Genomic DNA, 19,524 nt, shown 5'->3' with positions numbered 1-19,524 from the left:
ACCACCCCAACTGGCGGACTACATGCCTAGACGAGCCACTCACCGTCACGCATGAGGGTCCGCCCCTTCATCTCGGCCACTGTTCCCCATGCCTGCAGCAGCTTCGGGACGACCTGGAAGAAGACATACGACGGGTGGTCCTCGCGAGGGTCCCAGCCGTCCTTGGCGGCGAAGGCGTCGCCCACCCCGGCCGGAAGCTCCTCGCGGGTCACCATGCGCGCAGTGCCGTGGACCAGGACCACATCACGGGTGTGGCCGAAGGAGAGCCGGGCCCGGCCCGAGGCACACAGGTTCCGCCCGGTCGGATTGGTGTCACGAGTGGCCAGCCACACCGCCTCGCCGTCCCACCAGAAGGCAAGCGGAACGAGACACGGCTCGCCGCCGGCATCGGCCGTGGCCACCCATGCGTCGTCGTCCCGCGCGAGCCGCTCCAGCGCCTCGTGCTTGCGCTGCTCCGGGGTGCGGGGTCCGCCGGAACGGGGTTCGACTGCCGTCATGCGGTGAGGCTATGACGTCGAGCACCCGGCCACATCCGGCGGCGGAACTAGGCCCCGGGACGGACGCCGTCCTCGGCCGGAGGTGGCCGTACAGGGCCCCGCGGAAGGCCGCGGGCCCAGGCGAACGCCCGCTGCCGGCTACTGCTTCTCCTTCGTCAGGTCGTAGAGAGTGGTCCCGCCGATCCGCAACTTGGTGTAGTGCTTCTCGACCCGGTCGGCGATTTCCGAGGAACCTCCCCTCCGGTCCTGTCCGGGTGACCCGTTCCCGCCGACGAAGTAGTGGATCTCACGGTCGCCCACGTACTCCTTGAACCGCGCCAACGTGGGAGCGGGATCGGTTCCGTTGAAGCCGCCGATCGACATCACGGGCCGTTCGGTGGCGAGTTGGTAGGTGGCGCCGTTCATCGCGCCGATCGCGGCGGCAGCCCACTTGTAGTCCTCGGCGTTCTCCGTCAGCTTCGCCTCGACGGACTTGCCGACGCGCTGCCCGTCGAGCAGCCCGCCCATCGGACCGCCCGCGGGCATTCGTCCCGCGCGTTCGCTGCCGGTGCCGCCGCCAGGGCCGGTGCCGTCCGGCATGCCGCCCTGCCCCTGCCCCTGCCCCTGCCCCTGCCCCTGCCCCTGCCCCTGCCCCTGCCCCTGCCCACCCGGCATACCAGGCGGGAACTGCCCTGGGCGGCCGGTCCGTTGCCCTTGTCCGTCCGGCTGGGCGCGTTCGCCGCCGGGGCCGCCGAAGCCCTGCCCGTCGCCGGGTCCTCCGCCGGGTCCGGAACGCGCCACCACCGGGCCCGCCGTCACGATCGCGCCGGAGTGCGGCGTGCCCACGGTGCTCAGCGTGTACGCCACGGGCCCGGCGACGGACGCCGCGAGACCCAGCCCCGCGACGGCCATCGCCACCCGCCGCGGAACCACGGCCACCACGAACATTCCGAGCGCGGCCGCCAACCCCACCGCCAGGACCGCCCACTTGAGCCATGGCAGCCAGTCGCCTGCCCGTCCCAGCAGTACGCAGGACCACACCGCTGTCGTCGCGACCGCGAACGCCAGTGCCGCCGACGCGGCGCGCCGCGTGCGCCGGCGCCATAGCAGCACGGCACCCATGGCGACGACCGCGGCGATGTACGGCGCCAGCGCGACGGTGTAGTACTCGTGGAAGATGCCCGACATCAGGCTGAAGACGGCGCACGTGACGAGCAGCGAGCCGCCCCAGGCCAGAAGTGCCGCGCGCTGTACGTCGGTACGGGGTGCCTTGCGGATCACCAGCAGTCCGGCGACGAGCAGGAGGAGCGCGGCGGGCAGCAGCCAGGAGATCTGGCCGCCGGTCATCTGGTTGAACATCCGCCCGATGCCGCTCTCTCCGAACGGGCCGCCGCCGGGGCCGCCGGGACCTCCGCCCCGTCCGGCGGCGCCCGGCCCGGCGCTCCCCGGCTCGTTGCCGGTGATGCGGCCCAACCCGTTGTAGCCGAGGGTGAGTTCGAGGAAGCTGTTGTTCTGCGACCCTCCGATGTACGGACGTGAGCCAGCAGGCCACAGCTCGACGAGGGCCACCCACCAGCCGGCGCTTGCCACCATCGCGAGCCCTGCCGACAGCAGTTGCCCTACCCGGCGAGGCAACGACGCCTGTGCGCACACGAGATGGACCAGCGCCAGGGGCGGCACGATCAGCCATGCCTGAAGTGTCTTGACCAGAAAGGCGAATCCCAGGCAGACGCCGCACAGCAGCAGCCATCTGCCGCGCGTGCCTTCGAGGGAGCGCAGCAGGCAGTACACCGCGCACACGCACAGCAGACACAGCAGGGCGTCCGGATTGTTGAAGCGGAACATCAGCGCCGCGACCGGCGTCACGGCCATCAGCCCGCCCGCGAGAAGGCCTGCTGCGGGCCCGAACCAGCGCCGTACGGACGCGTACAGCACCGCGACCGTGGCGACGCCCGTCAAGGCCTGCGGGAGGAGGATCTGCCACGCGCCCAGCCCGAAGAGCCGCACGGACAGAGCCATCGGCCACAGGGCCGCGGGCGGCTTGTCGACCGTGATCACGTTGCCGGAGTCGAGGGAGCCGAAGAGGAACGCCTTCCAGCTCTCGCTGCCCGCCTGGGCCGCCGCGGAGTAGAAGGAGTTGGCGTATCCGGAAGCGCCCAGCCCGTACAGGAAGAGGACCGCCGTCAGTGCGAGCAGCGTCCAGTAGGAGGGACGCTCCCAACGCGGGCGACCGGGCCGGACGCGAGGAGCCGTCCGCCGGGCGAAGAGGGTGAGGGGCGTGGAGCGGGCAGGGGTGGTCATGCGGTGGTCCGTTCCGTGGAGTCGTCGCCGGTATCGTCTCCGTGCCCGGCTTGCCGTTCGTCGTGGGTCGACGGGCCGCCGGGGCCCCCGGGGCGTGCTCTCGTCGCCGGCGTCCGGCCGTCCTCCCCCGCGAAGACCCAGGTGCGGAAGAGCAGGAAGCGCAACAGCGTTGCGGCCAGATTCGCGACGACGAGAACCGCCAGTTCCGTGCTGTGCGACGGATGCGCGTCCGCGGCTTCGAGTGCGCCGAGCGAACCGCTCGTCAGGGCAAGCCCGATCGCGAAGACCAGCAGCCCTTGGGCCTGGTGCCGCACCATGCGCGCACGCCCGCGGACCCGGAAGGTATGACGGCGGTTGGCCGCGGTGTTGGCAAGTGCGGTGAGCAGCAGGGCCAGGGCGTTGGCGTACTGCGGACCGAGCCCGAGACGCAGCAGCAAGTAGAGGGCGAGGTAGGCGAGCGTGCTGAGGGCGCCCACCACGCAGAAGCCGGCGAGCTGGCGGGCAAGTCCGTTCGGCACTCCCCTTATCAGGCGGTCGCGAGGGTCGTCGCCGAAGGGGCGGCTCAGCCGTGCGAGGGGCAGCGCGCCCGTGGCCAGCGCACGCCCCACACGCCATACGCCGCGCAGGTCGTCCACCGCCGTGCGGACGAGGTCGACCCTGCTGTCGGGGTCGTCCACCCAGTCGACAGGCACCTCGTGGATGCGCAGCCCGGCACGTTCGGCGAGCACCAGCAGCTCCGTGTCGAAGAACCACCCCGTGTCCTCGACCAGCGGCAGCAGCCGGTCCGCCACCTCGCCGCGGATCGCCTTGAAGCCGCACTGGGCGTCCGAGAAGCGGGCGGAGAGAGAGCCTCGCAGAATCAGGTTGTACGCACGGGAGATCAGCTCCCTCTTCGGACCGCGCACGACCCGGGACCCGCCCGCCAGGCGGGTCCCGACGGCGATGTCGGAGTGCCCCGAGACGAGTGGTGCGACCAGCGGCAGCAGGGCGTTGAGGTCGGTGGAGAGATCGACGTCCAGATAGGCGCGTACCGGCGCGTCCGAACGGCTCCACACCGTGTGCAGGGCTCGTCCGCGCCCCTTCTGCTCCAGGCGTACGGACACGAGGCCGCTCAGCTCCGCCGCCAGCGCGGCGGCGATCCGCGGCGTGCGGTCGGTGCTTGCGTTGTCGGCGACCGTGATGCGGAAGCCGTACGGGAGGTGCACGGAGAGATATCTGTGCAGTCGCCGCAGGGACGACTCCAGGGTGCTCTCCTCGTTGTGGACCGGCACGACGATGTCGAGCACGGCCCGCCCCGGAGGAGCCGTTGTCGTCGGCGTGGCAAGGGCCAGCGGGCTGCGGGCGGGCAGCGACTCCATGGCGGGTCCTGTCCGCGGGGTGTCTGTTCGCATGCCCCGAACAGTTGTCAACTGGTCTGTCAGGAGGGTGTGGTGAGCCTTTGAGCGGGCTGTGAATCGCTCCGCGACGGCTGTTCCCGCTGTTCAGCGTGAGCCACGTGAGCCGCATGCGCCGCGGCCGGGAGCCGCACTGCGAAGACCGTACTGCCCGGCGCGCTGTCCGCGCTCACCCGCCCGTGGTGCGCGGTGACGACGGCTTCCACGATGGCCAGACCGAGCCCGGTGCTGCCGTGCGCGCGTGACCGCGTGGCGTCTCCGCGGGCGAACCGCTCGAAGATGTGCGGCAGTACGTCCGCAGGGATGCCGGGACCGTCGTCCTCGACTTCGACGACGACGTGGCGTCCCTCAGGCTCGGAACGCACGCGTGCCGTGACCGTGGAGCCGGCCGGCGTGTGCGTACGGGCGTTCGCGAGCAGGTTGCCGAGCACCTGCTGCAATCGCGTGCCGTCGCCGGGCACTTCGACGGGTTCGGGGGGAAGCTCCAGCCGCCACAGGTGACTTGGCCCTGCCGCACGAGCGTCGCTCACCGCGTCCACGACGAGCGACGAGAGGCTCACGGGTTCACGCTCCAACGGCCTCCCGGCATCGAGCCGGGCCAGCAGCAGAAGATCCTCCACGAGCCCCGACATCCGCGCCGCCTCGGCCTCGATCCGGTCGAGGGCGTGCAGGGCGTCCGGACCCCACTCCGGGAGGGTCTCCTGCACGCCTCGGACCGCGGCCGGCGGGCCGGCGTCCTTGCCCGGCGGGCCGGGACCCCGGGAGACCCGCCGGGTCAGTTCGGCGTATCCGCGGATGGAAGCCAGCGGGGTACGCAGTTCATGACTGGCGTCCGCCACGAACTGCCGTACCCGGGTCTCGCTCTCCTGACGTGCTTCCAGCGCGGCACCCACGTGCCCCAGCATGCTGTTCAGGGCGGCGCCCACCTGGCCCACCTCGGTACGCGGATCCGTGTCACGCTCGGACACCCGGTGCGGAAGCTCCACATCGCCCCTGTGCAGGGGCAGCCGGGTGACCTTCGTCGCGGTCGCGGCGACACGGCGCAGGGGCCGCAGCGCGATCCGGACGGTCGCGGCGCCCGCGATGCCCGCGGCGACCAGACCCGCGGCCGAAACACACACTTCGACGACGACAAGGGTCTTCAGGGTCGACTGGACACCGTTCATCGGCAGACCGACCAGCAGGCCGGCCTCCTCTCCGGGCGGCGCCCCGGACTGAACGCGGTAGTCGCCCAGCCCCGGCAGCGACACCGTGTGCGGACGGCCGTCGCGCGGCACCTTCTCGAGCGCTCTGCTCTGGGCGGCCGTCAGCCCCGCAAGCCGGTCGGACAGGTCCATGCCCGGGCCACCACCAGGGTCCGTGCTCCGCGCCGTGCCGGTCAGACCGCCGTCGTCGCCGGTGCGGGCGCCGACGGTGCCGATGGGCTGGCCCGGTACGGCGACGAAGCGCATGTCGTCGGGGCGCGGCTCCGGCGCGCGGGGAGGCCCGTACGAGCGCTGCACGGAAGCGCGCAGCTCGTCGTCGAGACGCGACTCCAGCGAGGAGTTGACGGCTATCGCGGTCACAGTGCCGATCACCGCGCAGACGACAGCGATCAGCATCACCGCCGAGACCACCAGCTGAGTACGCAGCGACCAGCGCCGGCCCCGCCGCGGCCGCCGCTTCACCGCTCGTCCTCCCCCGCGGGCTCTGCGGACCGGCTCGCGGAACCCGTGCGAACCGTGGTCCCGGCATGCTCATCGGACGCGGCCTTGATGAGATATCCGGCGCCCCGACGGGTGTGGATCATCGGCTGACGCCCGGCGTCGATCTTGCGGCGCAGATACGAGATGTAGAGCTCCACGACATTCGCACGGCCACCGAAGTCGTAGCTCCACACCCGGTCCAGTATCTGCGCCTTGCTCAGCACCCGGCGGGGATTGCGCATCAGATAGCGCAGCAGCTCGAACTCCGTCGCCGTCAGCTCGATCCCGCTGCCGCCCCGTGCCACCTCGTGGCTCTCCTCGTCCAGCGTGAGGTCACCGACGACGAGCACGGACTCCGCCCGCACGCTCAGCGCCCCCGACCGGCGCAGCAGCCCACGCAGCCGCGCGACGAGCTCTTCGAGGGAGAAAGGCTTGGTGACGTAGTCGTCGCCGCCCGCCGTCAGTCCGGCGATACGGTCCTCCACCGCGTCCCTGGCCGTGAGGAACAGGACGGGGACCTCAGGCAACACCCGCCGCAACCCGCCGAGCACGGCCAGCCCGTCCATGTCCGGCAGCATCACATCCAGCACCACCGCGTCCGGCCGCCAATCGCGCGCGGTGCGCAGCGCCGAGGCGCCGTCGCCCTCGGTCCGCGTCTCCCACCCCTCATAGCGCAGTGCCATCGACAGCAGGTCGCTGAGCGCGTCCTCATCGTCCACGACAAGGACGCGGCAGGGGCGGTGCCGGGGAGCGGCGGTCTCGTTCATACGCTCAGAGTGAGCGCTCACCCTGAGAGACTCCTTTGGGATTCCTGTGAATCCGCTGAGAATCCCGCACCTCGGAAGCCCGTCCGCCGGCGCACGAAGGGGGGCGGCACCTCCGCACAGGTGCCGCCCCCGGGTTCCCCGGCCCGTCCCGCCGCCGGTGAGGTTGCGGGCGTGAGGCGGGCCGGGAAGCCGGTCCGGCTCGGGACGCGAGCCGGTACCGGAGCCTCGGCCTTAGGGGGTGTCCGCCGCTGCCGCCCGGCCCGCCTCCAGCCGCGCGACGGGGATGCGGAACGGCGAACAGGAGACGTAGTCGAGCCCCACCTCGTGGAAGAAGTGCACCGACTCGGGGTCGCCGCCGTGTTCGCCGCAGATGCCGAGTTTGAGGTCGGGGCGCGTCGCGCGGCCCTTCTCCACCGCGAACCGCACGAGTTCGCCGACGCCGTCCCTGTCGATCGTCTCGAACGGGGAGACTCCGAAGATCCCCTTCTCCAGGTACGCAGTGAAGAAGCTGGCCTCCACGTCGTCCCGGCTGAACGCCCACACCGTCTGGGTGAGGTCGTTGGTGCCGAAGGAGAAGAAGTCGGCGCACTCGGCGATCTGGCCGGCCGTCAGCGCCGCGCGCGGCAGCTCGATCATCGTGCCGAGGGTGAGGTTCAGCTCCACCTCGTACCGCTCCTCGACCTCCGCGATGACCGCCTCCGCCTCCTCGCGGACGATCTCCAGCTCCTGCACGGTGCCCACCAGCGGAATCATGATCTCCGCACGCGGGTCGCCGCCGCCTGCCTTGCGTTCGGCCGCGGCCTCCGCGATGGCCCGTACCTGCATCGTGAACAGGCCGGGCACGACGAGACCCAGCCGTACGCCGCGCAGCCCCAGCATCGGGTTCTGCTCGTGCAGCCGGTGCACGGCCTGGAGCAGCCGCAGGTCGTTCTCGTTGGCGTCCTTGCGGGACTCGGCGAGCGCGACCCGCACCGACAGCTCGGTGATGTCCGGCAGGAACTCGTGCAGCGGCGGGTCCAGCAGCCGTACCGTCACCGGCAGTCCGTCCATCGACTCCAGCAGTTCGGTGAAGTCGCCCTGCTGGAGCGGCAGCAGACCCTCCAGCGCCTCGTCGCGCTCCTCCTCGGTGTCCGCGAGGATGAGCCGCTCGACGAGGCTGCGCCGCTCGCCGAGGAACATGTGCTCGGTGCGGCACAGGCCGATGCCCTGGGCTCCGAAGCGACGGGCGCGTGCGCCGTCCTCGGCATTGTCGGCGTTGGCCCGTACTCGCAGCCGGCGTACCCGGTCCGCGTACGCCATGATCCGGTGGACGGCCTTGACCAGCTCGTCGGCGTCGTCCGCCCCGGCGTGCATGCGGCCCTCGAAGTACTCGACGACGGGCGAGGGCACGACCGGCACCTCACCGGCGTAGACCTTGCCCGTGGAGCCGTCGATCGAGACGACGTCGCCCTCCTCGATCACCTTCCCGCCCGGCGTCTTCAGGCAGCGCCGCTTGGTGTCGACCTCCAGCTCCTCCGCACCGCACACGCAGGTCTTGCCCATGCCGCGTGCGACCACGGCGGCGTGCGAGGTCTTGCCGCCGCGGGAGGTGAGGATGCCTTCGGCGGCGAGCATGCCGTCCAGGTCGTCCGGGTTGGTCTCGCGGCGGATGAGGATGACCTTCTCGCCGGAACGGGACCACTTGATCGCGGTGTACGAGTCGAAGACCGCCTTGCCGACGGCCGCGCCCGGCGAGGCGGCGATGCCCCAGCCGATCTCGTCGGCGTCCCTGACGCCGCCGTTGCTGTCGAAGCGGGGGAACATCAGCTGCGCGAGCTGGTTGCCGTTGACCCGCTGCAGCGCCTCGGCCTCGTCGATGAGGCCCTGGTCGACGAGCTGGGTCGCGATGCGGAACGCCGCGGCGGCGGTGCGCTTGCCGACGCGTGTCTGCAGCATCCACAACTTGCCGCGCTCGATGGTGAATTCGATGTCGCACAGATCCCTGTAGTGCGTCTCCAGGGTCTCCATGATCTGCATCAGCTGGTCGTACGAGGCCTTGTCGAGCCGCTCCAGCTCGGCGAGCTGCACGGTGTTGCGGATGCCGGCGACGACGTCCTCGCCCTGCGCGTTCTGCAGGTAGTCGCCGTAGACGCCCTGCTGGCCGGTGGCGGGGTCGCGGGTGAAGGCGACACCGGTGCCGGAGTCCGGGCCGAGGTTGCCGAAGACCATCGAGCAGACGTTGACGGCCGTCCCCAGGTCCTGCGGGATGCGCTCCTGACGGCGGTAGAGCTTGGCGCGCTCGCCGTTCCACGAGTCGAAGACCGCCTTGACGGCGAGGTCCATCTGCTCGCGCGGGTCCTGCGGGAAGTCCCGTCCGGTCTCCTTCAGCACCAGATGCTTGAATTTCTCGGCCAGCATCTGCATGTCCGCCGTGTCCAGGTCGACGTCGCTGGTGACGCCCTTGAGGCTCTTGGCCTGCTCCAGGGCCTCGGCGAAGACCTCGCCGTCCATGCCCAGCACGGTGTCGCCGAACATCTGGATGAGGCGTCGGTAGGAGTCCCATGCGAAGCGTTCGTCGCCGGACTGCGCGGCCAGGCCGTTCACGGAGTCGTCGGAGAGCCCGATGTTGAGGACGGTGTCCATCATCCCGGGCATCGAGAACTTCGCGCCGGACCGTACGGACACCAGCAGCGGGTCGTCGGCCTGGCCGAGGTTCTTGCCCATCTTCCGTTCCAGCGCGTCGAGATGGGCGCTGACTTCGTCGCGGAGCGCACCGGGTTCCGCACCACTGTCGAGGTAGACCTTGCACGCCTCGGTGGTGATGGTGAAACCCGGAGGGACGGGGAGGCCGAGATTCGTCATCTCGGCGAGATTGGCCCCCTTGCCACCGAGGAGGTCCTTGAGGTCCTTGTTGCCCTCTGTGAAGTCGTAGACGAACTTCTGCGCTGCATCGTGATCCGGCACGGCACTCGACCCCTTGTGGACGGCTGGCCTGACGGCGGGGAGCGTACCCAGATCGAAGGCAGGGACGTACGTCCAGCGGTACGCCAAAGGGCCGTAACCACCCGGACGGCGAGGATCGAAGGCGGCGGTCTCCTCGTACGGCCGTAAAGATCGACTCCACAAGTCGAATTCACGACTTCGCCCCGCCACCGGCCACCCGTCGATGACCACTCTCCGTCATCACCCTCTTCGGGGGGTGAATCTAGGACGGGTAAAGTCGCGGGCTGCTCCTTGGAGATGTTGACCGCCCAGGTGAGCGCTCATGTGAGCGCAGTCCTGATCAGGGTGGCGAGAATCACGCCTGCGGGTGACTGCTTGGTCTCACAATGCGGACAGGCGGATCGGGGCTGCGGGCGGGACCGCGGCTTGCGGCCCGCGGCCCGCGGGCTCCGATTCGGGCATACGCACGCGGGCGTGCTCGCACCGTGAGGTTCACGCTCACGCCCCGAGGCTCACGCCACAGCGGTCACGCCGCGTTCCGCCGCACCTGCTCCAGCAGCTCCTGCAGGCGCAGGCCACGCCGCGCGTCCGGGTCCGCGGAACGCCTGCCGCGCACGGCCTCGGCGAATTCGCGGCGCAGCACCGGCCAGCCCTCTTCCAGGTCCAACTCCGCGGCGTCGTAGACGAGTTCGTCCTCTTCGCCGTAGAGCTCGATCCTCGTACGGGCGCGTGTGAGCCGTATCACGCCGGACAGGGACGCCTGACTGACGGCGCCGTTCTCGTGCTCGCAGGTCAGCTCGATCCACCGCCGCGAGTCCCCCGTACCGCGCACCTCGGTTATGGGACCTACGGCGAGGTCCAGCAGGTCCAGCAGGTGAGGTCCCAGGTCGAGCAGCGCACCGTGCTCCAGACGCCAGGCAGTGGCCATCTCCCCGCCCAGGAAGGCGCCGTGTATGTAGCAGGAACGAGCGCCGGTGACCTTCAACCGCCTTGCCCGGGACAGGAATTCGCGGGTGCCGGGGTGGTATCTCTTGCTCAGTACGAGCTGCGAGACGGCTCCTGCCTCGTCCACGGCGTCGGCGAGCGTACGGGCCGATGCGAGGTCGTCTCCCAGGGGCTTCTCCAGCAGCAGCGCCCGGCCGGCCAGCGCGGCACGTACGGCCAGCCCGGCCTGGACCGCGGGCGGTACGGCGAAGGCCACCGCCTCGCATTCGTCGAGGAGTTGGGCGAAGGAGGCCGCGACGGACGCCCCGTACGGCGCGGCGACCTCCGCCGCGGCCTCGGGCCTGCGAGCCCATACGGACACCAGTTCCGTCTCCGGTCCTGCCGCCAGCATCCGGGCGTGCATGGTGCGGGCCCAGGGCCCGGCGCCGACGAGTCCGACGCGTACGGGATCGCCGCTCCACGGCCCGGCCACGGTCCCAGTCGCGGTCCCGGTCCCGGTCTCCGTCTCGGTCTCGGTCTCCGTCTCGGTCATGGGGGCGTTCCTTCCGGGGTCAGCGGCCGAGGGCGGCGAGACGGGCGTCGGCTCGCTCGGGCGAGTAGAGGTCCTCCACGACGACGGCGGCGGCCCCGAGCAGCCCGGCCCGCTCACCGAGCCGCGAGGTGACGACGCTCAGATGCGCGGTCGTGCGCGGCATGGCCCGCTGGTAGAGCAACTCCCGTACGCCGGTGAGGAAAGGCGTGCCCGCGAGATCCCCGGCGATCATCAGCACACCCGGGTTGAGCAGCGTGACGACGGTGACGAGCACTTCGCCGACCCTGCGTCCCGCCTCCCGTGCGAGCCGCACCGCGTCCGGCTGTCCGGCGGCGAGATGGTCGCGTACGCCCGTGCCCGAGTTGGTGGCGATGCCGGCGTCGGAGAGCTGGGCGGCCAGCGCGCGGCCGCTGGCGACGGCGGCGAGGCAGCCGTAGGAGCCGCACATGCACAGCGCCTCCGGGCAGTCGTGCAGCCGGATGTGGCCGATGTCGCCCGCGCCGCCGTCGGTTCCGCGGTAGAGCCGCCCGTCGGCGACGACGCCCGCGCCGATGCCGGTGGAGACCTTCACCAGCAGGAAGGCCGTGCAGTCCGGGTGGCCGGCTCGCTGTTCGGCGTAGGCCATCAAGTTGGCGTCGTTGTCGACGAGTACGGGCACCTCAGGCACATCGGTCACGGGCCCGTCCGCGGCGATGTGCCGTGCCCACGCCTCCTGGAGTCTCTGCCGGATCGGGTATCCGTCCCAGCCAGGCATGATCGGCGGCTGCACGACCAGGCCCGAGGCCCAGTCGACGGGGCCCGGCACGGACAGTCCCATGCCGCACACCCGCTCGTGCGGGGTGCCGGTCTCCTTCAGCAGCGCCGCGAACCACTGCGCGAGCACGTCGAGTACGCGCTCCGGGCCGTCCGCGATCAGCATCTCGCCGGAGCGCTCGGCCAGTACATTGCCGGCGAGGTCGACCACGGCGGCGCTCGTGTGCCGGGTGCCGAGATCCGCGGCGAGCACGACGGCATGCCCCGCGTCGAACTCCAGCCGCGTGGAGGGCCGTCCGCCTCCCGGGCCCTCGACGGGTGCCGCTTCGCCCTCGCGCAGCCAGCCTGCCGCGAAGAGCTGGTCGAGGCGGTGCCCGACGGTGGACCGGGAGAGCCCGGTGGCCCGTTGCAGCGCGCCGCGAGTGGTGGCGCGGCCGTCCCGGATGAGCCGGAGCAGTGCTCCCGCGCTCGCCTGGTTCCCGGTCGTCGGCTTTCCGGTCATCGACTCCTCAGCTCTTGTCCGCACCGCTGGTGAGGCCCTCTGTCAGCAGCCGTTCCGCGGCGAGGAAGAGGAGCACCACGGGAACGGTCAGCACGACCGATCCTGCCATCAGCACGGTCTTGGACACCTCGATGCCGTTCGCGAGCTGCTGGAGGCCGAGCGAGACCGTCCAGTTCTCCGGCGTCGCGGCGAGGAAGAGCAGAGCGAAGAGGAACTCGTTCCAGGCGATCATGAAGATGTAGAGGCCGGTCGCCATCAACGACGGTGCGGCGAGCGGCAGTACGACCTTGCGGATCGTCTGCAGCCGCGAACAGCCGTCCAGAGCGGCTGCCTCCTCGATGCTGAGGGGGATCGTCGCGAAGTAGTTCCTGAGCATGTAGATCGAGACGGGCACGGTCTGCGCGATGTAGACGATCGCGAGCCCGACGATGCTGCCCTGCAGTCCGATCTTCGCGAACATCACGAAGAGCGGCACGGCCAGCAGGGTCGCCGGGAAGAGGTAGACGGCGAGGAAGAGCGCACTCAGATGCCGCCCGCCGAAGAAGCGCAGCCGGCTCACGGCGTACGAGCCGGGAATCGCTGCGAGCAGAGTCAGCACCACGGCGCCGAGCGAGGCGAGCGCGGAGTTGTAGAGCATGTCCAGGAATCCCTGGCCGCCCTCGGCGGTCGGCCTGAGGACTTCCTCGTAGGTGCTCAGGGTGAACTCCTTCGTGGACACCCACAGTTTGCCGGGGTCCAGCAGGAGCGCGTCGATGGGTTTCACCGACAGCAGCACCATGTAGTAGAAGGGCACCAGCGTGATCAGCGCGAGGAAGGCGATCACGACCCAGCGGAGCACGCCGAAGAGACGCTCCTCGAACCGGGCCCGGCTGAAGGGGACTTGGGCGCGGTCGGCGCTGCTCATGACGTGCCCTCTGCATGAGCTTCTCCGCCCGCACAAGTCAGAGGCGCGGGCATCGCGCACCTCTGCAGCCGGGTGGTTGTGCGTGCGTAGCTCATGAATCCTCCTGGACCTTCCTGCCGAAGAACGCGAAGTAGAGGCCCAGCAGCGCCATCAGGACGACTGCGAGCACGAGCGCCTGGGCGGCGGCGGCGCCCACGTCGAAGCGCGCGGTGAGGAATTCGTAGACGCGCACGGCGACGACGTCGGTGCCGGAGCCGCCGCCCGTCAGCAGATACACGTCGTCGAACTTGTTGAACTCCATGATGAAGCGCAGCACGCACAGCAGCGCGACGACGGGCATCAGCTGCGGCAGCAGCACATGCCGGAAGCGCTGAGTGGGCGCGGCGCCGTCGACCTTCGCCGCCTCCTCCAGGCTGTCCGGCACCGCCTGGAGCCGGGCCAGCAGGAAGAGGAACGCGAAGGGGAAGTAGCGCCAGGTCTCGAAGGCGATGACGGTCAGCAGCGCGAGCGGCAGCTCGAAGTCGAGCCCGAGCAGGGAGACTTCGTAGGAGCGCGTGGAGAGGAAGGCGACGGGGTCGTCCCAGCCGAGCAGCTTCGCGCCCCATTCGTTGACGATGCCGAACTGCGGGCTGAGGGCGATCTCCCACACGAAGGCGACGGCGACGACGGGCGCCACGTACGGCAGCAGCATCGAGCCCCGCACCAGGCTGCGGCCGCGGAAGGGCTTGCGCAGCGCCAGTGCGGCCACGAGGCCGAGCGCGATCGAGCCGGCCGTCGAGCCCACGGTGTAGAGGAGCGTCGTCCAAAGGCTGGTCCAGAACCCGGGAGAGCCGAAGACGGACTGGAAGTTCTCCAGTGACCAGTCGCCCAGCAGCCCCATGCCCTGGATGTCGACGAGCCTGGCGTTCTGGAAGGCGAGCAGCACCGTCCAGAGGATCGGCAGCACGACGACGACCGCCACGACGACCACGGTGGGCGTGACGAAGGCCAGGCCGGCGCGGTTCTCCCTGCTGCTCGCGGTGAGCGGACGGCGAGGGCCGCCGGGCCCACGCGTGCCGGGGAAGCGGCGGGGGCGCCCTCCGTCCGCGGTGCCTCCGGCGCCGGACCCGGCGCCGGACCCGGCGCCGGGACGCGGGGCGCCGTCCGGTGCGGTGGTCGTGGGATGCGTCATGGTTTGCGTACCTCGGGTGTGTGCGTACCTCGGATGCCGGCGTCTCCGGCGGGGGTGCGGGGGCTGCTCACCGCAGGGACTGCCGTAGCGCGTCGACCTCGTCCTGGGACTCTCGGGCCGCCTCTTCCGGCGTGGTCTGGCCGCTGGTCATGGCACCGATGGCCTTGGGTACGGGCAGTTCGCCGTTCGTAGCCCCGACGAGCGCGCCCTCGCCCTGTGTGAAGCCCCAGCGGCGCATCACGCTGACGCCGTCGGCCAGTTCGTCCAGCAGCTCGTCGGGATAGATCGAGTTCAGCGGCTTGCGGACCTCCGCCTCGACGCCGAGGCGGCTGGAGTGCCAGGCGCGGGTGTACTTGTCCGGGTCGTCCGAAGTGCCTTCCCGTACGGGGATCTTGCCTTCGGGGGCCATCCCGAACCAGTCCTCGTAGCTGTCGCTGAGCATGTACTTCACGAAGCTGCCGGCGGCCCCGGTCTCGGCGGTCCTGGTCACCGCCCATGAGGTGATCTCGCCGAACTGGACCGGCTTCTCACCGTCCGGCCCCTTCAGGGCCGTGGTGATGCCGCTGTTCCCGGCCAGGAACTCCTTGTTCTTCTTGCACTCCGGGCAGTTGGGCACGGCGTCGGCGCGCTGCCCGGACAGCTCGTCGAGAAGGAACGAGGACCACACCATCATCGGCGACCTGCCCGCGAAGTAGGTGGCACGGGTGGTGTCGACGGTCTGCGTCCCGGGAGCTCCGTGCTCGCGTGCCAGCCGGTCGTACGTGGCGAAGGTGCGGCGGCACGCCGGGGAGTCCAGCGTCACCTCGCCCTTCTCCACCAGCTGGCAGTCGTTGGCGAGCGCCAGGTCCTCGAAGCTCTGCTGGGTGAAGGGGTCGGAGGGGTCGGTGGCCAGCGAGATGCCGTGCATACGGCCGCGGTCGAGCTTACGGGCGGCCTTCAGGACCGTCTCGTAGCTGTCGGGTGCGGGCAGGCCGGCCTTCTTCAGCAAGTCCTTGCGGTAGACGAGGAGTTGGAGCCACGCGTCGGAGGGGACGGTGAGCCGGTCCGGGCCGTCCGAAGTCAGCTTCAGCGCATTCGAGTTGAAGGTGCCGCGGCCCAGTTCCTTGACGATGTCGGCGGGGGCCTTGGTGTTCAGCAGCCCGTTGCCGTACATCTGCCAGGCCTGGCCGAGCGGCAGGGAGCCGATGACATCGGGAAGATTGCCGGACGCCGCGGCGGACATGATCAACTGCGGGAGCTGGCCCTCGTCCACGCCGACGAGCTCGACGCGCACTCCGCTCTTCTTCTCGAAGCGGGCCACCATCTTCTTCTCCGCCGCCATGCGGGCCGGCAGGTTCTCCAGCGTCCACACGGTGATCTTGTTGTCCGCCTTGCCGGGCCCCGCCTGCGCGTCCGCCGAGCATCCCGCGAGCAGGGCGGCGCTCAGCGATACGGCCACGGCGGCCGCGGCCGGCTTCCTCACGCTCGAACGCCGCGTCCACATACGCACCTCTGCCTCGCCCTCATCCGGCTTCCGCTTTACCGCCATGCATCTCAGCACCACTTCTGTCTTTTAACAAGACGTAATTCTCATGTACCTTCGACGGAACTTGAGAGGTCCACGTCAGGGCCCCACGTGAAGGACCCAAGTCTTCGGAGTGCGTTGTGGAGCAAGTCGTCCAGTTCACCGGCCCGCGGCAGGTGGAGGTCGCCGAGCACGAACGTGCGCCGCTGCCGTACGGCCATGTGCGGCTCCGCACGCTCTACTCGGGCATATCGGCGGGTACGGAGCTGACCGCGTACCGGGGCACGAACCCGTATCTCACCCGCACTTGGGACCCGCAGGCCCGGCTCTTCCGGGACGGCGCGGCCGGCATCGAGTATCCGGTCGCCGGCTGGGGTTACTCCGAGGTCGGCGAAGTCACCGAGATCTCCCCCGAGTCGGCGGAGCTGCCCGGCATGCCCCGCGTCGGTGACCTGGCATGGGGAATCTGGGGCCACCGCAGCGAGGGCGTCGTACCGGCGGAGCGGCTGGCCGGGCACACGCTTCCCGCCGGGCTCGAACCGCTCGCCGGGGCGTTCGCCCGCGTAGGGGCCATCGCGTACAACGCGGTGCTCGGCGCCGGCATCAATCTCGGCGAGGACGTCGCGGTGTTCGGGCAGGGCGTCATCGGTCTGCTGACCACTCGCCTCGCCCGGCTCAGCGGCGCCCGCGTGACCGCCGTCGACGCTCTCGGCGTACGGCTGCCCGTCGCGCGGCGCTACGGAGCGGACGTCACCCTCGACGCCCGTGAGGACGAAGTCGCCGAACGCATACGGGAGTCGACGGACGGACGGGGCGCGGACGCGGCCATCGAGATCAGCGGTTCCTACGCCGCGCTGCACGAGGCGCTGCGCTCGGTCGCGGTGGGCGGACGCGTCGTCGCCTCCGGCTTCTACCAGGGGGACGGTGCGGGACTGCGGCTCGGCGACGAATTCCACCACAACAGGGCGCAGTTGATCTGTTCGCAGATCGGGGGCGTGCCGCAGGAGCTGGCCGGGCGGTGGAGCGTGGAGCGGCTTCAGCAGACGTTCCTGCGGCTGGTGGCCGAGGAGCGGGTGGATGTGAAGTCGCTCGTCAGCCACGTCGTCCCGGTCGCGGAGGCGGCGGACGCCTATGCGCTGCTGGACGAACGCCCGGCGGACGCCCTCCAGATCGTGCTCGCGTTCTGAGCTCCGCCGGACGGACCCCGTCCACGCCCCCGAGCGACCGACCCGAAGCACCGAAGCACCGAAGCACTCCGCGAAAGGCCCGCCATGTTCACAACCGCCTGCCAGGAGCAGCTGCTGCCGGGCGAGACCCTGCAGCAGAAGTGGGAGTCCGCCCGGTCCGCGGGCTACGGCGCCATCGAGCTGCGCGCACAGGGCGACTTCGCGTTCCGTGACCGGCTGCCCGAACTGCGCCGGGCGCTCGCGGACGGCGTCGTCATGCCGACGGTGTGCGTGGAGATGCGGCACTTCTTCGGCGCCTTCGACGAGGACCTGCGGCGCGACGCCGTGGAGCAGATGAAGTCGCAGCTCTCCGTCATCGGCGAACTCGGCGGCCGCGGTGCGATGACCCCCGCCTCGTACGGGATGTTCTCGCGCCGCCTGCCGCCCTTCGAGCCGCCGCGCAGCGAGGAGGAGGACCGCGAGGTACTGCTCGCCGGCCTGACCGAGCTCGGTGAGCACGCCCGCCGCGAGGGCGTCGCGCTCTTCCTCGAACCGCTCAACCGCTACGAGGACCACATGGTCAACAGGCTCGACCAGGCAGTGGAGTTGGTTCGTGCGACGGGGCTGGACTCCGTACGCGTCGGCATCGACAGCTACCACATGAACATCGAAGAGGCCGACCCTCCGGCGGCGATCCTCGCCGCGGCCCCCTACATCGGACACGCCCAGGTCAGCGACTCCAACCGCTTCCAGCCGGGCGCGGGCCACCTGGACTGGCCGGCCTGGCTCGGCGCGCTGGACGCCGCGGGATACGAGGGCGAGCTGGCCGTCGAGTGCCGGCTGACCGGCGACCCCGCCGAAGCGGTCCGTTCCGTACCGGCGTTCCTCGCCCGGGCCGCCGCGTGAACGCCGCCGCGCCGGCATCGGCATCGGCGACGGCATCGGCGACGTCGCGAGCCGCGCACAGCACGGCACAGCCCAACTCCCTGCCCCCGCACCGGTTTCCGGGAAGTGCGGAGCGCGCCCGTATCAGACGCGGCGCCCACCGCGTACTCCTCGGCAACTGGACGGGCGCCTCGACGGTGCCGTCACATGGTCTCTATCCGCACCAGTGGAGCTGGGACTCGGCGTTCATCGCGATCGGGCTGCGCCATCTCTCACCCGTACGGGCACAGCGCGAACTGGAGACGCTGCTGGGCGGGCAGTGGGACGACGGCCGCATCCCGCACATCGTCTTCAACCCCCGTGTGCCGCCGGACGCCTACTTCCCCGGTCCCGACTTCTGGCGCTCCTCCTCGGCGGGGGCCGCCGCGCGCGGCGGTACGGGCGCGCCTCGCCACGTGGAGACATCCGGGATCGTCCAGCCGCCCGTGCACGCGCTCGCGGCGTGGCTGGTGCATCTGGCGGACCCGGCGGCCTCCCGGCGCCGCGGCTTCCTGGCTCGGGTACGCCCGCGGCTGGCGGCCTGGCACCGCTACCTCGCCGAGCAGCGGGACATCGGTGGAGGCGGACTGGCCGCGGCCGTGCATCCGTGGGAGCCCGGCATGGACAACAGCCCTTGCTGGGACGGCCCGCTGGCCCGTGTCGAACCGGCCGCGGCGGACTCCTTCCGGCGCGCCGACCTCGCACACGGCGCCGCCGCCGACCGCCCCACCGACCTGGACTACGGGCGTTACGTGGCCCTCGCCGCCGGCTACCGCGACCACGGCTACCGGGACGCGGACGCACCGCATCCGTTCGCCGTCGAGGACCCCTCCTTCAACGGCCTGCTCATCGTCTCCGAGCACGCACTCGCCGCCGTCGCACGGGAACTCGGCGGCGACCCCGCACCGCACCGCGAGCGCGCCGCCGCGCTGACGGCCGCACTCGTGCGGCGGCTGTGGTCGCCGGAAGCGGGCCAGTTCCTCTGCCGGGACCTGCGCGGCGGACTGGGCGGCGGACTGCGCGGCGGCGACGGTTCGGACCAGGGCGCGCTCGTGGACGCGCGGAGCGCCGCGGGGCTGCTGCCGCTGATCGCACCGGGCCTGCCCCGGCACATCACCGCCGCCCTGCTGCGCACCGTCACCGGTGAGCGCTTCGGGCTGGGCACGAGAGTGCGGCTCCTTCCCAGTTACGACCTGTCCGGTCCGGCGTTCGACCCGTCCCGCTACTGGCGCGGCCCGGCCTGGTTCAACGTCAACTGGCTGCTGGAGCGCGGTCTCCGCCGCTGCGGCGAGACCGAGCGCGCGGACACGCTGCGCGCCGACGTGCTCGGTGCGGCCGCCGCGTCCCGCTTCGCCGAGTACCTCGACCCGTACACCGGAGCGGCCCGTGGTACCCGCGACTTCAGCTGGACCGCGGCGCTCGCCCTCGATCTGCTGAAAGGGCCGGATTCAGGCCATGAGTCCGGACCTGAGGTTCAGCAGGCCGGATTCACGTCAATGAGCCCAGAAGAGTTCACACCCGAGTCGCCCGAGTCACCCGAGTCACCCGAGTCGTCCGAGTCCGAGGAAGGACCCTGAC

General features: G+C 70.9%; 14 protein-coding genes. 3 read left to right on the top strand and 11 right to left on the bottom strand.

Features of this window, described 5'->3' with window-relative positions:
* Window positions 1–26: 26 nt before the first annotated feature.
* The 11 genes from ACSMXX_RS23380 to ACSMXX_RS23330 form a co-directional block, all read right to left on the bottom strand.
* Window positions 27–497, bottom strand: coding sequence for a pyridoxamine 5'-phosphate oxidase family protein (locus tag ACSMXX_RS23380; RefSeq protein ID WP_473180653.1), 471 nt, complete (start codon window positions 495–497; stop codon window positions 27–29).
* Between the two features lie 138 nt (window positions 498–635).
* Window positions 636–2,777 (bottom strand): ArnT family glycosyltransferase, encoded by a 2,142-nt coding sequence (locus ACSMXX_RS23375; RefSeq protein ID WP_473180652.1) that lies wholly within the window; start codon window positions 2,775–2,777, stop codon window positions 636–638.
* Window positions 2,774–4,168, bottom strand: coding sequence for a bifunctional glycosyltransferase family 2/GtrA family protein (locus ACSMXX_RS23370; RefSeq protein ID WP_473180651.1), 1,395 nt, complete (start codon window positions 4,166–4,168; stop codon window positions 2,774–2,776). The genes ACSMXX_RS23375 and ACSMXX_RS23370 overlap by 4 nt, the downstream gene beginning before the upstream one ends.
* 26 nt (window positions 4,169–4,194) lie before the next feature.
* Window positions 4,195–5,772, bottom strand: coding sequence for a sensor histidine kinase (locus tag ACSMXX_RS23365; protein ID WP_473184926.1), 1,578 nt, complete (start codon window positions 5,770–5,772; stop codon window positions 4,195–4,197).
* Between the two features lie 62 nt (window positions 5,773–5,834).
* Window positions 5,835–6,623: a response regulator transcription factor gene (locus ACSMXX_RS23360; RefSeq protein ID WP_473180650.1), complete on the bottom strand. Its 789-nt coding sequence runs from the start codon at window positions 6,621–6,623 to the stop codon at window positions 5,835–5,837.
* Between the two features lie 231 nt (window positions 6,624–6,854).
* Window positions 6,855–9,566 carry a pyruvate, phosphate dikinase gene (gene ppdK, locus ACSMXX_RS23355; RefSeq protein ID WP_473180649.1) on the bottom strand — a complete coding sequence of 904 codons (2,712 nt, stop codon included), beginning with the start codon at window positions 9,564–9,566 and terminating at the stop codon, window positions 6,855–6,857.
* 505 nt (window positions 9,567–10,071) lie between these two features.
* Window positions 10,072–11,022: a Gfo/Idh/MocA family protein gene (locus tag ACSMXX_RS23350; RefSeq protein WP_473180648.1), complete on the bottom strand. Its 951-nt coding sequence runs from the start codon at window positions 11,020–11,022 to the stop codon at window positions 10,072–10,074.
* Between the two features lie 19 nt (window positions 11,023–11,041).
* Complete coding sequence (locus ACSMXX_RS23345; RefSeq protein WP_473180647.1) at window positions 11,042–12,277, bottom strand: ROK family transcriptional regulator; 1,236 nt, start codon at window positions 12,275–12,277, stop codon at window positions 11,042–11,044.
* 7 nt (window positions 12,278–12,284) lie between these two features.
* Complete coding sequence (locus ACSMXX_RS23340) at window positions 12,285–13,181, bottom strand: carbohydrate ABC transporter permease (protein ID WP_473180646.1); 897 nt, start codon at window positions 13,179–13,181, stop codon at window positions 12,285–12,287.
* A 91-nt stretch (window positions 13,182–13,272) separates the two neighbouring features.
* Window positions 13,273–14,352 carry a carbohydrate ABC transporter permease gene (locus ACSMXX_RS23335; protein ID WP_473180645.1) on the bottom strand — a complete coding sequence of 360 codons (1,080 nt, stop codon included), beginning with the start codon at window positions 14,350–14,352 and terminating at the stop codon, window positions 13,273–13,275.
* Window positions 14,353–14,419: 67 nt separating this feature from the next.
* Entirely contained in the window at window positions 14,420–15,841 is a 1,422-nt protein-coding gene (locus ACSMXX_RS23330) for an ABC transporter substrate-binding protein (protein WP_473184925.1), read from the bottom strand.
* A gap of 155 nt (window positions 15,842–15,996) precedes the next feature.
* Here ACSMXX_RS23330 and ACSMXX_RS23325 point away from each other — a divergent pair, with 155 nt between their 5' ends.
* From ACSMXX_RS23325 to ACSMXX_RS23315, 3 genes are all read left to right on the top strand, one after another.
* Window positions 15,997–17,043, top strand: coding sequence for a zinc-dependent alcohol dehydrogenase (locus ACSMXX_RS23325; protein ID WP_473180644.1), 1,047 nt, complete (start codon window positions 15,997–15,999; stop codon window positions 17,041–17,043).
* A gap of 84 nt (window positions 17,044–17,127) precedes the next feature.
* Complete coding sequence (locus tag ACSMXX_RS23320; protein ID WP_473180643.1) at window positions 17,128–17,928, top strand: sugar phosphate isomerase/epimerase family protein; 801 nt, start codon at window positions 17,128–17,130, stop codon at window positions 17,926–17,928.
* Window positions 17,925–19,523 carry an MGH1-like glycoside hydrolase domain-containing protein gene (locus tag ACSMXX_RS23315; RefSeq protein ID WP_473180642.1) on the top strand — a complete coding sequence of 533 codons (1,599 nt, stop codon included), beginning with the start codon at window positions 17,925–17,927 and terminating at the stop codon, window positions 19,521–19,523. Before ACSMXX_RS23320 ends, ACSMXX_RS23315 begins: the two co-directional genes overlap by 4 nt.
* Window position 19,524: the final 1 nt, after the last annotated feature.

The organism is Streptomyces sp. DSM 116795, from assembly GCF_055792905.1.
The sequence above is the reverse complement of the archived record's forward strand: the minus strand, read 5'-3'. Positions and strand labels throughout refer to the sequence as shown.

Coding starts and splice junctions, on each gene's coding strand:
- ACSMXX_RS23340 (WP_473180646.1), bottom strand. CDS start 13,181: ATGAGCAGCGCCGACCGCGCCCAAGTCCCCTTCAGCCGGGCCCGGTTC.
- ACSMXX_RS23365 (WP_473184926.1), bottom strand. CDS start 5,772: ATGCTGATCGCTGTCGTCTGCGCGGTGATCGGCACTGTGACCGCGATA.
- ACSMXX_RS23350 (WP_473180648.1), bottom strand. CDS start 11,022: ATGACCGAGACGGAGACCGAGACCGAGACGGAGACCGGGACCGGGACC.
- ACSMXX_RS23335 (WP_473180645.1), bottom strand. CDS start 14,352: ATGACGCATCCCACGACCACCGCACCGGACGGCGCCCCGCGTCCCGGC.
- ACSMXX_RS23345 (WP_473180647.1), bottom strand. CDS start 12,277: ATGACCGGAAAGCCGACGACCGGGAACCAGGCGAGCGCGGGAGCACTG.
- ACSMXX_RS23375 (WP_473180652.1), bottom strand. CDS start 2,777: ATGACCACCCCTGCCCGCTCCACGCCCCTCACCCTCTTCGCCCGGCGG.
- ACSMXX_RS23370 (WP_473180651.1), bottom strand. CDS start 4,168: ATGCGAACAGACACCCCGCGGACAGGACCCGCCATGGAGTCGCTGCCC.
- ACSMXX_RS23380 (WP_473180653.1), bottom strand. CDS start 497: ATGACGGCAGTCGAACCCCGTTCCGGCGGACCCCGCACCCCGGAGCAG.
- ACSMXX_RS23320 (WP_473180643.1), top strand. CDS start 17,128: ATGTTCACAACCGCCTGCCAGGAGCAGCTGCTGCCGGGCGAGACCCTG.
- ACSMXX_RS23360 (WP_473180650.1), bottom strand. CDS start 6,623: ATGAACGAGACCGCCGCTCCCCGGCACCGCCCCTGCCGCGTCCTTGTC.